Source organism: Terasakiella sediminum (assembly GCF_033100395.1).
GTDB lineage: Bacteria > Pseudomonadota > Alphaproteobacteria > Rhodospirillales > Terasakiellaceae > Terasakiella.
Map to the genome: position 1 here is coordinate 24828 of NZ_JAWLVJ010000012.1, position 14168 is coordinate 38995.

General features: G+C 50.8%; 14 protein-coding genes. 9 read left to right on the forward strand and 5 right to left on the reverse strand.

The window, feature by feature from the left end:
• Positions 1 to 18: 18 nt before the first annotated feature.
• Positions 19 to 453 (forward strand): DUF1465 family protein, encoded by a 435-nt coding sequence (locus RYZ26_RS10900; protein WP_317683237.1) that lies wholly within the window; start codon positions 19 to 21, stop codon positions 451 to 453.
• Here RYZ26_RS10900 and RYZ26_RS10905 read toward each other — a convergent pair.
• Complete coding sequence (locus RYZ26_RS10905; RefSeq protein WP_317683238.1) at positions 450 to 1610, reverse strand: M20 aminoacylase family protein; 1161 nt, start codon at positions 1608 to 1610, stop codon at positions 450 to 452. The two genes, RYZ26_RS10900 and RYZ26_RS10905, sit on opposite strands and share 4 nt — an antisense overlap.
• A 96-nt stretch (positions 1611 to 1706) precedes the next feature.
• Here RYZ26_RS10905 and RYZ26_RS10910 point away from each other — a divergent pair, with 96 nt between their 5' ends.
• The gene (locus tag RYZ26_RS10910) at positions 1707 to 3443 is read left to right on the forward strand and encodes a PHA/PHB synthase family protein (RefSeq protein WP_317683239.1); all 1737 of its coding nucleotides are present in this window, start codon (positions 1707 to 1709) and stop codon (positions 3441 to 3443) included.
• A 383-nt stretch (positions 3444 to 3826) separates the two neighbouring features.
• Positions 3827 to 4600, forward strand: coding sequence for a hypothetical protein (locus tag RYZ26_RS10915; RefSeq protein ID WP_317683240.1), 774 nt, complete (start codon positions 3827 to 3829; stop codon positions 4598 to 4600).
• Positions 4601 to 4774: 174 nt separating this feature from the next.
• On the opposite strand, the gene RYZ26_RS10920 is transcribed toward RYZ26_RS10915, so the two are convergent.
• Positions 4775 to 7960 carry an efflux RND transporter permease subunit gene (locus RYZ26_RS10920; RefSeq protein ID WP_317683241.1) on the reverse strand — a complete coding sequence of 1062 codons (3186 nt, stop codon included), beginning with the start codon at positions 7958 to 7960 and terminating at the stop codon, positions 4775 to 4777.
• A 13-nt stretch (positions 7961 to 7973) separates the two neighbouring features.
• A complete protein-coding gene (locus tag RYZ26_RS10925; RefSeq protein WP_317683242.1) occupies positions 7974 to 8948 on the reverse strand; it encodes an efflux RND transporter periplasmic adaptor subunit in 975 nt (324 codons plus the stop codon).
• A 63-nt stretch (positions 8949 to 9011) separates the two neighbouring features.
• Between RYZ26_RS10925 and RYZ26_RS10930 the strand changes: the two genes are divergently transcribed.
• The gene (locus RYZ26_RS10930) at positions 9012 to 9323 is read left to right on the forward strand and encodes an ArsR/SmtB family transcription factor (RefSeq protein ID WP_317683243.1); all 312 of its coding nucleotides are present in this window, start codon (positions 9012 to 9014) and stop codon (positions 9321 to 9323) included.
• 3 nt (positions 9324 to 9326) lie between these two features.
• Positions 9327 to 9530: a YgaP family membrane protein gene (locus tag RYZ26_RS10935; RefSeq protein ID WP_317683244.1), complete on the forward strand. Its 204-nt coding sequence runs from the start codon at positions 9327 to 9329 to the stop codon at positions 9528 to 9530.
• A 56-nt stretch (positions 9531 to 9586) separates the two neighbouring features.
• On the opposite strand, the gene RYZ26_RS10940 is transcribed toward RYZ26_RS10935, so the two are convergent.
• The gene (locus RYZ26_RS10940; RefSeq protein ID WP_317683245.1) at positions 9587 to 10540 is read right to left on the reverse strand and encodes a cation diffusion facilitator family transporter; all 954 of its coding nucleotides are present in this window, start codon (positions 10538 to 10540) and stop codon (positions 9587 to 9589) included.
• A gap of 31 nt (positions 10541 to 10571) precedes the next feature.
• Positions 10572 to 11156 carry a pyridoxamine 5'-phosphate oxidase gene (gene pdxH / locus RYZ26_RS10945; protein WP_317683246.1) on the reverse strand — a complete coding sequence of 195 codons (585 nt, stop codon included), beginning with the start codon at positions 11154 to 11156 and terminating at the stop codon, positions 10572 to 10574.
• A 78-nt stretch (positions 11157 to 11234) separates the two neighbouring features.
• Here pdxH and RYZ26_RS10950 point away from each other — a divergent pair, with 78 nt between their 5' ends.
• From RYZ26_RS10950 to RYZ26_RS10965, 4 genes are all read left to right on the forward strand, one after another.
• Positions 11235 to 11717 carry an RT0821/Lpp0805 family surface protein gene (locus tag RYZ26_RS10950; protein ID WP_317683247.1) on the forward strand — a complete coding sequence of 161 codons (483 nt, stop codon included), beginning with the start codon at positions 11235 to 11237 and terminating at the stop codon, positions 11715 to 11717.
• A 70-nt stretch (positions 11718 to 11787) separates the two neighbouring features.
• Positions 11788 to 12762, forward strand: coding sequence for a DnaJ C-terminal domain-containing protein (locus tag RYZ26_RS10955; RefSeq protein ID WP_317683248.1), 975 nt, complete (start codon positions 11788 to 11790; stop codon positions 12760 to 12762).
• Between the two features lie 71 nt (positions 12763 to 12833).
• Positions 12834 to 13634, forward strand: a complete 801-nt coding sequence (locus tag RYZ26_RS10960) for a PDZ domain-containing protein (protein WP_317683249.1) — start codon at positions 12834 to 12836, stop codon at positions 13632 to 13634.
• A gap of 11 nt (positions 13635 to 13645) precedes the next feature.
• A complete protein-coding gene (locus tag RYZ26_RS10965) occupies positions 13646 to 14092 on the forward strand; it encodes a YaiI/YqxD family protein (protein ID WP_317683250.1) in 447 nt (148 codons plus the stop codon).
• Positions 14093 to 14168: the final 76 nt, after the last annotated feature.

Genomic DNA, 14168 nt, shown 5'->3' on the forward strand with positions numbered 1-14168 from the left:
AACTGGCGGAGACATCGTATGGGGACGGCCGACACCACGTATTTATGGCTCGAAAAAACCTTTGATGAAACACTCAGGTTATTAGAAGAAGCCGAATATTATCATATGCATAAGATACGACGCCAAGTCCGCCACCTGGTGCCCGTAAAGCGCTTAGAAGTAACAACAGAATCATTGCGCGTTACCTCCCGGCTGTCCCATACGATGGCATGGCTTATGACCGAAAAAGCGATCCTGAATAACGAACTGAATCGCGGTGAAGCAACCGACCTTCACCAACCTTTATCCGAAGAAACAACCTGCCTGAAAGCGCGCACAGAATGTCTGGACCTATGCCCAAAAGGATTAATCAGCCTGATGGATCGCAGCCTGGATTTATTTATGCGTGCCTCCCGCCTGGAAGCCATGTTACGTAATGACACAACCGTTGTGGCAACACCAACGCTTCATTAAGCTTTCAGGATATCTTCCACCAGATTGACCCAATAGCTCGCCCCGATGTGCAGCACATCATCATTAAAATCAAAACCGGGGTTATGCAGCAGACATCCCCCCGGGATCCCCCCGGTGCCGAGCCACACATAACAGCCCGGCTTGGCCTGCAGCATATAAGAAAAATCCTCTGCCCCCATACTCGGGACCGGGTCGAAATCAACATTATCTTCCCCGACAGTCTGAATAGCCGCACGCGCACAAACCTTGGTTTGTTCCGCATCATTCAACGTCGCGGGATAGCCGGGCATATAGTTAAAGCTATAACTTGCCCCATGGGCTTCACAGATGCCTTTGACAATGCGTTCCATCTTTTCAACGATGGTTTCATGGACTTCGGTTCTAAAAGACCGCACCGTCCCGCGCATGGTCACATCTTCCGGGATCACGTTCCAGGTATGACCCGCGTTGATCTGGGCAACCGTCACCACGGCCGCATCCAGCGGATTCACTACACGCGCGGGGATGGTTTGCAAGGCCATGACCACTTCGCTGGCAATCACCACCGGGTCACGTCCCAAATGCGGCATGGCCCCGTGGCAACCTTCGCCCACAATCTTGATCTCCATGGTTCCAGCTGCCGCCATCAATGGCCCCGGCTTCATCGCCATGGTACCAGCCGGCATTTCCGGCCAGTTGTGCATGCCAAAGACCGCTTCGGCTGGGAATTTGTCAAACAAGCCTTCCTGCACCATCACACGTCCGCCGCCTTTGGTTTCTTCAGCAGGCTGGAAGACAAAATAGATAGTGCCGTTAAAATTCCGATTTTCAGACAGGTACTTCGCCGCACCCAGCAACATCGCCATATGTCCATCATGGCCGCAGCCATGCATCTTGCCGTCATGGGTTGAACAATGGGGTACGCCTGAATGTTCCACCATATTCAGCGCATCCATATCGGCACGAAGTGCAATCGCGGGACCATCGCCATTTTTAAGCGTTGCCACAACACCAGTGACAGCCAGGCCTTGATGAACCTCCAGGCCAAATTCTTCCAGACGGGCTTTCACAAAGTCCGAGGTCATGACCTCTTCAAAGGCCGTTTCCGGGTAGGCATGGAAGTGGCGACGCCATGTCGTCATTTCGGCTACCAAAGGACTATCTTGTGAAACTTTCATGAATTTGACCCTAATCATTTGAAGGTGAAGCAATCTGTGCTTATATTGCTGCAATGCAACGTGCACAAAAATAATCTCGCTGGAGTTTAAATAATCATGACAAAAATGTCAGTCCCCAACGTAAAAAATAGTATCGATCGCGCTATCCACGCGCTTGAAGGTCGCATGACCAATGGCCTGTCGCCTGCATCGATCATGGTTGCCTATTTCGACTGGCTGGTCCATATGGCCCATTCACCGGGCAAGGTCAGCGAGATGTCAGAAAACTTTGCACGCAAAACCATCGATTTCAACATCTGGGCAGCGCGTGCCACCATGGACCCGGACATCCCCGATTTCATCCAGCCTCTGCCGGAAGATCGCCGTTTTCGCGCCGATGAATGGAAACAGTTTCCGTTTAACGTGATCGCCCAAGGCTTTTTGATGAAAGAACAATGGTGGCATTACGCGACCATGGGCATCCCGGGTGTGTCCAAGCACCACGAAAATATGGTGTCCTTTGGCGCGCGTCAGTGGCTGGATATTATTTCCCCCACCAACTTCTTCGCCACCAACCCGCACGTGCTTAAAACCACCATGGAACAGGGCGGCCAAAACCTGGTGAAAGGGGCTGAAAACTTCTGGAACGAGGTGATGAGCAACATCACCGATGAACATAACGCGGCGGAAAGCAAATACAAGGTCGGTGAAAACCTCGCCTGCACCAAAGGGAAGGTGGTCTATCGCAACCGTCTGGTGGAACTGATCCAGTATGAACCAACCACCAAAAAGGTGGATGCAGAACCCATCCTGATTGTGCCTGCCTGGATCATGAAATATTACATCCTTGATCTATCGCAATATAATTCACTGGTGAAATATCTGGTCGATCAGGGCCATACGGTCTTTATGATCTCCTGGCACAACCCGACAGCAAAAGACCGCGACCTGACCATGGAAGATTATGTCACCCAAGGTGTCATGGAATCTCTGGATGCCGTCACCACAATCGTGCCGGATCAAAAAGTCCATGGTGTGGGTTATTGTCTGGGCGGCACGCTTCTGACCATTGCGGCTTCTGCCATGGCGCGGGATGAAGATGACCGCCTGAAAACAATTTCTCTATTCACCACCCAGACCGATTTCTCCGAAGCTGGTGAACTGATGCTCTTTATCGATGAGAGCCAGATTTCCTACATGGAAGACATGATGTGGGATCAGGGTTATCTGGATACCAAACAAATGTCCGGTGCCTTCCAGCTGTTACGCTCTTTTGACCTGATCTGGTCGAAGATGGTCAGCGAGTACCTTTTGGGCGAACAACCCCGCGTCAATGATCTCATGAGCTGGAACGCCGATGCCACCCGCATGCCCTACAAAATGCATACGGAATATCTGCGTCGCCTGTTCCTGAATAACGATTTGGCAGCAGGTCGTTTCGAAGTAGGTGGCAAAGCGATTGCCGTTTCCGACATCCGCGTGCCGATCTTTGCTGTTGCCACAGGCAAAGACCATGTGGCCCCTTGGAAATCAGTTTACAAACTACACCAGATCGTGGATACCGACGTCACCTTCGTTCTGACCAACGGCGGGCATAACGCCGGGATTGTGAACGAGCCCGGCCACCCGCGCCGTCACTACCAGATGGCTACCAAACTCGACAACGACCGCTTCATCCCCCCTGCTGAATGGGCGGAAAGTCAGGAAGTCGTTGAGGGCTCCTGGTGGGAGCCATGGCAGAAATGGCTAAAAACCAATTCCTCCAAACAAATCACCCCACCCAAAATGGGCACAGAAGGCGGGAACTACTCGCCAATTTGTGATGCACCCGGGACCTATGTGTTTGAAGAATAAGTTCTTCGGTTTTAAGAAGATGTGAGAAAGGCCTTTCCCAGCGGGGAGAGGCCTTTTTTGTTGGTTGGCACCAAGGCGAACGCACACCACACAATCTCATCCCGCACCCCGTTGCGGGATAAGGGGTGGAAGAAGGGTACAATTATTTAATGAAGACAAAATCCATACTATGTATAGTAAATTCAAACAACAAAAACACAACACATGGGGGCCAGCATTCATGAATCGCAAGTCATTCCACATTGTAAAAGCATCTACTCTTTTTTGCCTTCTATTGGCATTGTCGGCCTGTAGTTACTCACCCGGGCCTAAACTGAAAACTCAGTTCACCCTTTCCAAGGAAACGCTATACTATATCGAAGAAAAAAAATGATAAACGCCATATGGTTCAATGGAATACAAAGTCAGGAGAAAAACAACGTTCAGAAATTCCGCCCGGTGCGAATATTCAACTCCCACAGTTTTCTCAAGATGGAAAATATGCCGCTTTCGCCGTACAAAATTATCACAGACACCTCTACGACATCCAAATCATAGCAGATGAGAATCCAAAACCAATCGAAATCATAAAATCTGACAATCCCATTTACTCCCCCAGTTTCTCTCCGGGTGGCAACAAGATTGTTTATAAAACTCTTCGAAAATCAACAGGCGTGCCCAAATTTCACAATTTTGCCTTTGCGATCTATGACCGTAAAACACAGACCCAAAAACGGATTACGGATTATGCATTCGATTTTACAGGAGCACCTTATTTTTATGATCCTGAGCACATTGTCGTGGCAGCAAGGTATAACAACTCAAAAGAACTAAAACGTAAACTGTGGAAAATATCAATAACCACAGGAAAGTATGAAGAACTATTCGATATAGAAGAGGAAGATGCTTATTCGCCCACAGTTATGCCCAATAGGACAATTCTGGTCCAAAAGACCAACCTAGAATCACACGACGGTATCTATATCTACGAATTTTATACATTTGACGGAAAAGACTTTAAACAATTAACGGATCACAAGACGTTCATCGAACACTTTGCACTTTCTGCTGATGGATCAACACTGGCATACCGTATTAGGGAACGCACCAGCGGAGATTATAAAATCTATCTAAGAGATTTGGTTTCCGGGCACATTCAGAAGTTCAATAACTTTTAAATCCCATTTGTATTGCTATAACTGAATCAAAACCAATCATGTCTCATATGTCGCGCCATAATGAGTTAAAGCAGGTGACTGACTTCCACCCCTTATCCCGCAGCGGGGTGCGGAATGACAGCGAGAGGAGTGCGAGATGAAAATAAAAAAAGTGGATCACAGGTCCCCTTCCCCTCAAGATATCTCCTTGCCGTCATCCCTCAGCACCACATAGATCGCCGGGATCACCAGCAGCGTCAGTGCCGTCGATGAAAACAGCCCAAACACCAGCGAAATCGCAAGGCCCTGGAAGATCGGGTCCGCGAGGATAAACGCAGCACCAATAATCGCAGCCGCAGCGGTCAGGAAGATCGGTTTGAAGCGGATCATGCCAGCCTCTAACAAAACATCACGCATGGGACGACCTTCCCCCAGTCGATGGCGGATGAAATCGACGAGCAGGATAGAGTTTCGAACGATGATGCCTGCCAGCGCGATGAAGCCGATCATGGAGGTTGCGGTAAAGGGCGCGTTGAACATCCAGTGGCCGAGCACGATGCCGATCAGGGTCAGCGGCACCGGGACCAAAATCACCAGCGGGAGTTTGAAGCTGCCGAACTGACCGACCACCAGCAAATAAATCGCCAAAATCGCCACGCCAAAGGCCGCGCCCATGTCGCGGAAGGTGACATAGGTGATTTCCCATTCCCCATCCCAGAGGAAGGTCACATTGCTTTCGTCAATGGGTTGGCCGTGGTATTTCATCATGGGCGTACCCAAGTCCCCCCAATCAACCGCTGCCAAGGCGTCTTCCACGGCGAACATGCCGTAAATCGGGGCTTCATAGGCACCAGCCAGTTCTGCCGTGACCATCTCTGCCCCATAGCCATCACGGCGGAAAATGGGGTGGGACGCGGTTTCTTTATTCAGGGTCACGACCTCGCCCAATTCCACATTGCCTTTCAGGGACGGAATGGGGGTGGAGAGCAGGCGTTCAGACATATGCAAATCCGCCTTGGGCAGGCGCACCATGATCTCCATCGGGTCCACGCCAGATCCGCGATGAGAATATCCCACACGCACGCCACCCAGCAAGGCACCCAGCGTGTCAAACATCGCATCTTCTTCCACCCCATGGAATTCGAGGCGTTCCTGATCAATGGCGATGCGCAGGCGTTGGCTGGGGGCACCGAAGCTATCGTCCACATCAACGATGAAATCAATCTCTTCAAACACACCGCGCAGTTTTGCAGCCGCGTTACGACGTGTTTCGGCGTCTGGGCCATAAACCTCAGTCAGCAATGTTGCCATCACCGGTGGGCCGGGCGGAACTTCCACCACCTTTAACGACGCCCCCTCTGGCAGATCAATGCCCTTTATGAGTTCACGCACTTCCAAAGCAATCTCATGACTTTCGCGGTCGCGTTCAGCTTTGGGCAGAAGGTTCAACTGCACATCAGCATATTCCGGCTTGTCACGCAGATAATAATGACGCACCAACCCGTTGAAGTTAAAGGGCATGGAGGTCCCGACATAGGCCTGCATATTCATCAGTTCCGGAATATCCTTTAACTGCCTGGCAACAGCCATGGTTACCCGCTCGGTTTCTTCCAGACTGGCCCCTTCTGCCAGATCGATCACCACCTGAATTTCCGATTTATTGTCAAACGGCAACAGCTTGACCGTCACGCTTTTGGTATAGAACAAACCGCAAGAGGCAATAGTCGCCACACCGACGATGGTGAGGAACTTTTTGGATCGGGAACGTCCTTCCAAAAGGGGTCGGGCAAAGCGGGCATAGAACTGCCCCATCTTGCCGCCATCTTCTGCTTCCACATGATTGACGCCCTTACCGCGCAGTTTCATCAACAACCAGGGTGTGATAATGACAGCGACGAAAAAGGAAAACAGCATGGCGGCAGAGGCATTGGCCGGGATCGGGCTCATATAAGGTCCCATCAGGCCGGAGACAAACATCATGGGCAAGAGCGCCGCCACGATAGTAAGCGTCGCGATAATCGTCGGGTTGCCGACTTCGGCCACCCCTTCGATTGCCGCCTGCAAGGGGGTGCGGTCATCATCCATATTCCAGTGACGCACGATATTTTCCACCACCACAATGGCGTCATCCACAAGAATGCCGATGGAGAAAATCAGCGCAAACAGGCTGACCCGGTTGATGGTATAGCCCATCAGGTAAGAGGCAAAGAGCGTCAACAAGATGGTCGTCGGGATAACAAAAGCCACCACGATGGCTTCACGCCAGCCCACGGTGAAGAAGATCAGCACCACAATGGAAATGGTGGCAAGGCCGAGGTGGAACAACAATTCATCAGCTTTTTCCGTCGCGGTCTCCCCATAGTTTCGGGTGATGTCCACCTGCACATTATCGGGCAGCAACTTGCCTTTAACCGTTTCCAGACGCGCAAGGATTTCGTCCGCCACGAAGACCGCATTAGCCCCTTGTCGTTTGGCAAAAGCAAGGGTGACAGCGGGCTTTTGAACCAATGTGCCGTCTTCTGCCTTTTCCAACTGCCAGACCCGTTTTTCTGCAGGCTGCGCGCCCATAATCACATGAGCAACATCTTTCACATAGACCGGACGACCATCATAAGAGGTCAGCAACAACAACCCGATATCCGGCACGCCCTGCAAAGTCTGCCCCGCCACAACAGGCACGGATTTATTCAAATCACGCAAACGCCCGATCTGGAAAGAACGGTTGGCATGTTCGATCTTGTCGATCAACTGATTGAGCGCAATGCCATAAAGGGCGAGCTTTTCCGGGTCTGGTTCCACCCTGATCTGATCATCGCGCCCGCCAACGATATAAGACAGACCAACGTTATTCACCTTCACCAGTTCGTGCTGCAATTCATCGGCCACATTATAAAGCGCGTGATCATCCCAGCGATCCAGATTGCCGTCTTTAGGGGAAAGTGTCAGGGTGACAATCGCCACATCATTGATGCCACGCCCCACAATGACAGGTTCCCCCACCCCATTGGGCAGGCGTATTAAATTGGCGCGGATATTTTCATGCACCCGCAAGATGGCATCATCTTCGCTTGTGCCCACAAGAAAACGGGCGGTCACAACGGCCTGATCATCCTGAGTCTGGGAATAGACATGTTCTACCCCATCAATGGCTTTGATGATATCTTCCAGTGGTTCGGTCACCAGTTCCACCGCATCGGTCGCTTTTAAGCCATTGGCAGCAACCATAATATCCACCATGGGCACACTGATCTGTGGTTCTTCTTCACGCGGCAGCATGACCAATGCCACCATCCCGACAACGAGGGAGGCCAGTAGCAATAAAGGCGTTAAAGGCGAGGTGATAAAGACCTTGGTGATATGGCCGGAGATACCGAGTTTCATATGCCCCCTCCCCTTATTCAACCGCAGCGGACAGCAAAAGCTCATCCCCATTGCGCAGACCAGAAAGGATTTCACAGACATCTTTTTGAAGACTGCCAGGCTGAACAACCACATCGGTGCCATCGGCCAGTTTTACGTAATGCAGCCCATATCGCACCTTGATCAAATCACACGGGATCAGCATGGTTTCGCGTTTTCCGGTCGCAACATAAACCTTGATCCGTTCCCCGATAAAGAGATTGTCCAGTTTATCCATATTTACATCGGCAACAACCCGGCCCTGTCGCATTTCAGGATAGACCTGACGGATGATACCAATGCTCATCCCGTTTTTAGTATCTTGACCCAAATGCACCAAATCTCCTTTCTGGATAAAACGGGCGTGACGTTCGGGAATTTGAATGCGCAGGATATAGGTTTGGTCTGCAATATCGGCGATGGGCTCACCGGGCATCACAACTACGCCTTTTGCGCCCTGGACCAAAATAACCTTGCCATTGGTCGGCGATAAAACAGCGCCTTCACGCATACGCTGTAACACCAGGTCACGTTCACTTTCCATGGCCTTCAGGTTTTTGACCACTACATCCAGATTGGTACGCGCTTCATCCAGTTTGGCTTGTGATCCAGCCCCGCTTTTGCGCAGACGCTGGGCACGGTTCAATGCAATCTCTGCTAGCTTGCGTTCCGCTTTCAGGGAGGCGGTTCGCGCTTCAACAGCCTGCATTTCCAAATCGAGCTTTTCATCCTTGATCCGCGCGATGACTTGGCCTTCTTCAACATCCGTGCCTTCATCAACCAGCAATTCGGTGATGGTCCCGCCGATACGCGCACGTGCAGAGGTCATATCCACACTCTGCACCGTTGCCAGCACGGCCTTTCGATCCTCAACCTGTTCTGTGGTGACCATAAAGGTGTCTGCGGCCTGTGCCGAGAAGGCAAAGCCACTAGCCATGAGAAAGGTGAGAAAAAAACGCTGCGCATTCATTGGATAATCCCATTTGCCATAAATCATTTGACAATAATATCAATTATTACTAAATTAGCAACTATGAATATTGATGGTTTTGCAAACAAGGCACTGGCGGCGGCTGAGTTGCTCAAGATGATGGGGAACGAACGACGCCTGATGATCTTATGTCAGTTGGGCAACGGTGAAAAATCCGTTGGGGAGCTGGAAGGACTGGTGGGATTAAAGCAATCCGCCCTGTCCCAGCACCTTGCGAAACTGCGCGCTGAACGACTGGTCGCCACACGCAGAGAATCACAAACGGTTTATTACTCCCTGGCTTCAAGTGAAGTCACGGCATTGATTGAAACACTTTATGGGCTTTATTGCCCCACATTGGAAAAGCAAGGATAGAACATGGCTATTGATCGTATCGTTATGGCATTTGCAGGCGCTGTTGTCCTGATTTCACTGGCGCTGACTTTCTATGTCCACCCGAATTTCTGGTGGCTGACAGCCTTTGTGGGCGCAAACCTGTTTCAGGCGGCCTTTACCGGCTTTTGCCCGCTGGCCACGATCCTGAAAAAGCTTGGCGCAAAACCGGGTGAAGCGTTCAGTTAAGGAATAAGGCGACCTTACTTCAAGTTTGCCTCCCCCAGCGCACTAATCGGCCCCTCTTACTTACTTCGCCGGTTAGTGCGCTTCTTCACTTTTACATACTTGGCAAAGTTCGGTGGATTTTCGACCACATCGTGTGGGTCCTGATGGATCAGGATTTCAGCATCCGGATAAGCTTCGCCCAGTTTAAATTCCACCTCATCAGCGATGGCATGGCTATCGCGCAGGGTCAGATTGCCGTCCAGCACCAGATGCAGCTGGATAAAGCTCTGTGGGCCACTGGAACGGGTGCGCAGGTCGTGTCCACCCAAAACGCCCGGATGTTCCAGCACAATTTTCATGATATTGGCGCGTTCTTCTTCTTCGAATTCCCGGTCCATCAACAGGTCCATGGCTTCCACAGCAATTTCACGCACGCTGTAAAGGATGTAGATGGCAATCACGCCTGCGACCAGCGGATCAAACCACAGCCAGTCCGTATAAGCCGCCACCACAAGCGCCACGATCACCCCGACATTCACCAGAATATCTGTGGTGTAATGAAGCGAATCAGCAGACACCGCCACCGATTTGGTTTTACGAACCACATATTTCTGAAACAGAACCAACGCAACGGTCAACCCGATTGAGATCACCATGACGATAATCCCCATCTCGCTATTTTCCACAGCGCTTGGGTTTAAGAAACGATTGCCTGTTTCAATGATCAGGAACAATGCAGAAGCAAAAATAAAGCCTGACTGCATCAACCCTGCCAGCGGTTCTGCCTTGCCATGACCAAAGCGATGCTCGCTATCGGCTGGCTGCAAGGCAAAATGGATGGCAATCAGGTTCACCAGTGAAGCCCCCGCATCCAACACAGAATCAACCAATGTGGACAGCAGACTGACAGAATCCGTTGCCAGCCAGGCATAGAATTTCACGACGATCAAAATCACCGCCACACTGACAGAGGCATAGGTTGCAGCACGCATCAACTGCGGCTTGCTTAATTCCTGTTGGCTGATATTCACGGTTCAGGCCTGCTTGGTTATCGTGTTTTCTTTAAGGGAACAAACGCGTTGTTTCCCATCCATTTTCGCCCATCTTATACACGATACGATCATGAAGTCTAAATTTTTGATCCGACCAGAATTCAATCACACGCGGGCGCACCAGAAACCCACCCCAGAAATCGGGGCGTGGAATTTCACCGACGCCAAATTTGGCGGTATATTCCGCCACACGTTTTTCCAGCTCGAAGCGGCCTTCCATTTCCTGGGACTGTTTGGATGCCCAGGCACCAATGCGGCTGACACGCGCACGGCTTTGGAAATAAGCATCCGCTTCTTCATCACTGACAGGTTCTATTTCCCCTTCAACACGCACCTGTTTGCGCAGGGATTTCCAGTGCAGACACAGGCCAACGTTTTTATTTTCCTGCAATTCAGCGGCCTTGCGGCTGCCGAGGTTGGTGTAAAAGACAAATCCGCGCTCATCTGCACCCTTTAACAGAACCATGCGTACAGAGGGCACACCGTCTTTTGTTGCCGTTGCCAAAGACATGGCAGTTGGATCGTTGATTTCGCTTTTTTCTGCTTCGCTCAACCATTCGTGAAACAGGGAAATGGGATTAGGGCTTTGCGTCACGGGTCTGGTATCCTAAATTAGTAAGAGATAAGAATTCATTACATAGTCTTTTATCACCCTTTGGGGAAGGTCAAACAGATGTCTTTATCAAAATTCAGTTGCATGATTGCGGCAACCGCCATGTTAACAGGCTGTGAAACCACCATGACAGATGGTCAGAAAGAAACCATCGGCACCATTTTGGGGGCGGTTGCTGGTGCGGTTGTAGGCTCGCAAGTTGGCAAAGGCGATGGGCAACTGATTGCGGTTGCGACAGGCACACTGGCCGGGGCCTGGTTGGGCAACTCCGTCGGTCAGTCCCTGGATGAAGTAGACCGCATGAAATATGAAGATGCGGCACAAGACGCACTTGAAAATAATTCTGCCGGGGAATATTCCGCCTGGAACAACCCTGAAAGTGGGAATTACGGCCGCGTCACCCCAACGGCCGCCGTCGAAGAAACCGCCACTGGGGAACAATGCCGCGAATATACCAGCACGGTCACCATCGACGGCATGCTGGAAACCATCAACGGCATGGCATGCCGCCGCCCCGATGGGACGTGGCGCACCGTTGACTAATTGCCCTAAGCAGATTAAATCTATGCCCGCATAAACGCCTAAAAGATGTAACACAGGATAAAAAGAATAAATGAGAGATCCATATAAAGTTCTCGGCCTTTCAAGATCAGCCAGCCAAGACGATATCAAAACCGCATATCGCAAACTGGCTCGCCAGAACCATCCTGACTTGCATCAAGGCGATGCGCGTGCAGAAGAACGCTTTAAAGAAATTCAGTCCGCCTATCAGCTTCTGTCTGACGAAGACAAACGTATCCAGTTTGATCGCGGCCAGATCGATGCAGAAGGCAACCCGACATTTCGTTCCGGCGGCTTTGCAGGCGGCGGACGCCGTCGCGGCGGTGCTGGCGGTGGGGCTGGCGCGGACTTCCATGATATTTTCAGAGATTTTGCCAATCAGGCCCGTGGCGGCGGGTCACGCGGCGGTGGCCCCTTCGGTGGGGGCGGCTTCGGCGGTGGCTTTGGCAGCGGTGGTTTCGGCGGCTTTGGCGGGGATGAAACCCATCCTCAGCAAAAAGGCGCAACCGTCAACTGCTGGCTGGAACTGGATTTTTCAGAAGCTGCGCGCGGCTGTAAAAAGACCGTGCGCCTGCCAACTGGCAAGGAACTGAGCGTCAATGTGCCCGCAGGCTTTGAAGACGGCCAATCCCTGCGCCTGAAAGGCCAAGGCATGCCGGGCTTAAACGGCGCGCCATCCGGGGATGCGATGGTGGAAATCCACATCAAGCCGGACCCGAATTTTTCGCGCAAAGGCAACGACATTCATCTGGACCTACCCATCACAGTGCCAGAAGCCGTTATGGGTGCCAAAATCGAAGCCCCGACCATTGATGGCGCGGTCAACGTCAAAGTACCTGAAAACGCAAACTCCGGTACCACCCTTCGTCTGCGCGGCAAAGGGATCAAAGGCAAGGATGGCAAACAGGGCGACCAATACGTCAAACTCCGCGTCATGCTGCCCGAAAAATCCGACAAGGAATTCGCTGACTTCGTCAAAAAATGGTCGAAGAAGAACCCCTATTCTGTGCGTGCGAAGAAAAGCTAGTTTTCACTTCCAATCTCATAACCTACTCTATAAACTCCCCAAAAGTGTATAGATTAAGTAGGAATATAAATATGAGAACCTTGGCGGCCCTGTGCCTCGCACTTCTTTTGTCAGCCTGCGTGAACAATGTAGATAAATTCTATAAATCGCACGGAACCCAAATGGACCCGCGACAAGTTATTCTGAGTAATGGACCAGCAGAAATCATATACACAAACAAAGAAAATTTTGTTGAAAATTTCTGGAACATTGTTGAACAAGGATATGTAACGACTGGAAACTCAACCTTCTGGGCTGAAGGGGCGAATGAGAATCAGGTTCAAGCCGTCGCGCAAAAAGTTGGTGCAAGCAAAGTTCTCTTCTGGAAACAATATAAACGCACAGATGACAATTCCTTCGTCATGCAAATGCCAGATACAACAACAACCTATCATGATGGCAGCATCATGGCTCTGAATAGCAATACAGGTAATTTGAACACAGCGTACCTATCCGGGACATCCACCACATACGGGTCAACACCTGTCCTGATCCCAAATAAAGTCAATATCTTCGATCATGATGTCATCTTCTTCGTCAAACGCAAACCAGGTGGGGTTGGTGTCAGTGTACGAGATTTAAATACAAAAGAGCGCAAGGCAATTAACAGCAACTTTGGAGCTGCCATTCAAGCCGTTGTTAAGAGATCTGCGGCCTTCAAAGCGAACCTCATGCGCGGAGATATCATTTTATCATTTAACGATGTTAACGTTGAAGACTTCCAGCACTTTTTAGACTTGGCGGGCCAGAAAATTGGCCAAGACAATATCCCCATGACCATATATCGTGATGGAAATGTCTACACGACGACAATCAGTATTGATCCGATTTAGAAAGTTCCCAATTGGTCGAAATTTATATAGATGCAGATGCCTGCCCGGTTAAGGATGAAACCTTGAAAGTGGTGGCGCGCCATAACATCAGGGTGCATTTTGTCTCCAACCAATGGCTGCGTTTGCCCCAAAGTCAGCTGATCAACATCGTTGTGGCCCCCGAAGGCCCGGATGAAGCCGATAACTGGATTGCGGATCATATTACCGATAAGGACATCTGCGTTACAGGCGATATCCCGCTGGCGGACCGTTGCGTTAAAAAGGGCGCTCTAACGCTTAATCACAATGGCAAGGAATTCACCCCCGACAGCATCGGTATGGCCCTTGCCACTCGTGACCTCATGACCCATTTGCGTGATAGTGGACAGATTGAAGGCGGCGGCGGGAAGTCATTTTCGAAGAATGATCGCTCGAATTATTTAAGTGCGCTTGAAACGGCTGTTCAGAAACTGAAGTGATACCGACAAGCACCGTCATCCCTGCGAAGGCAGGGATCTCAATCAACATGTCCGTTTAGATTCCTGCCTGCGCAGG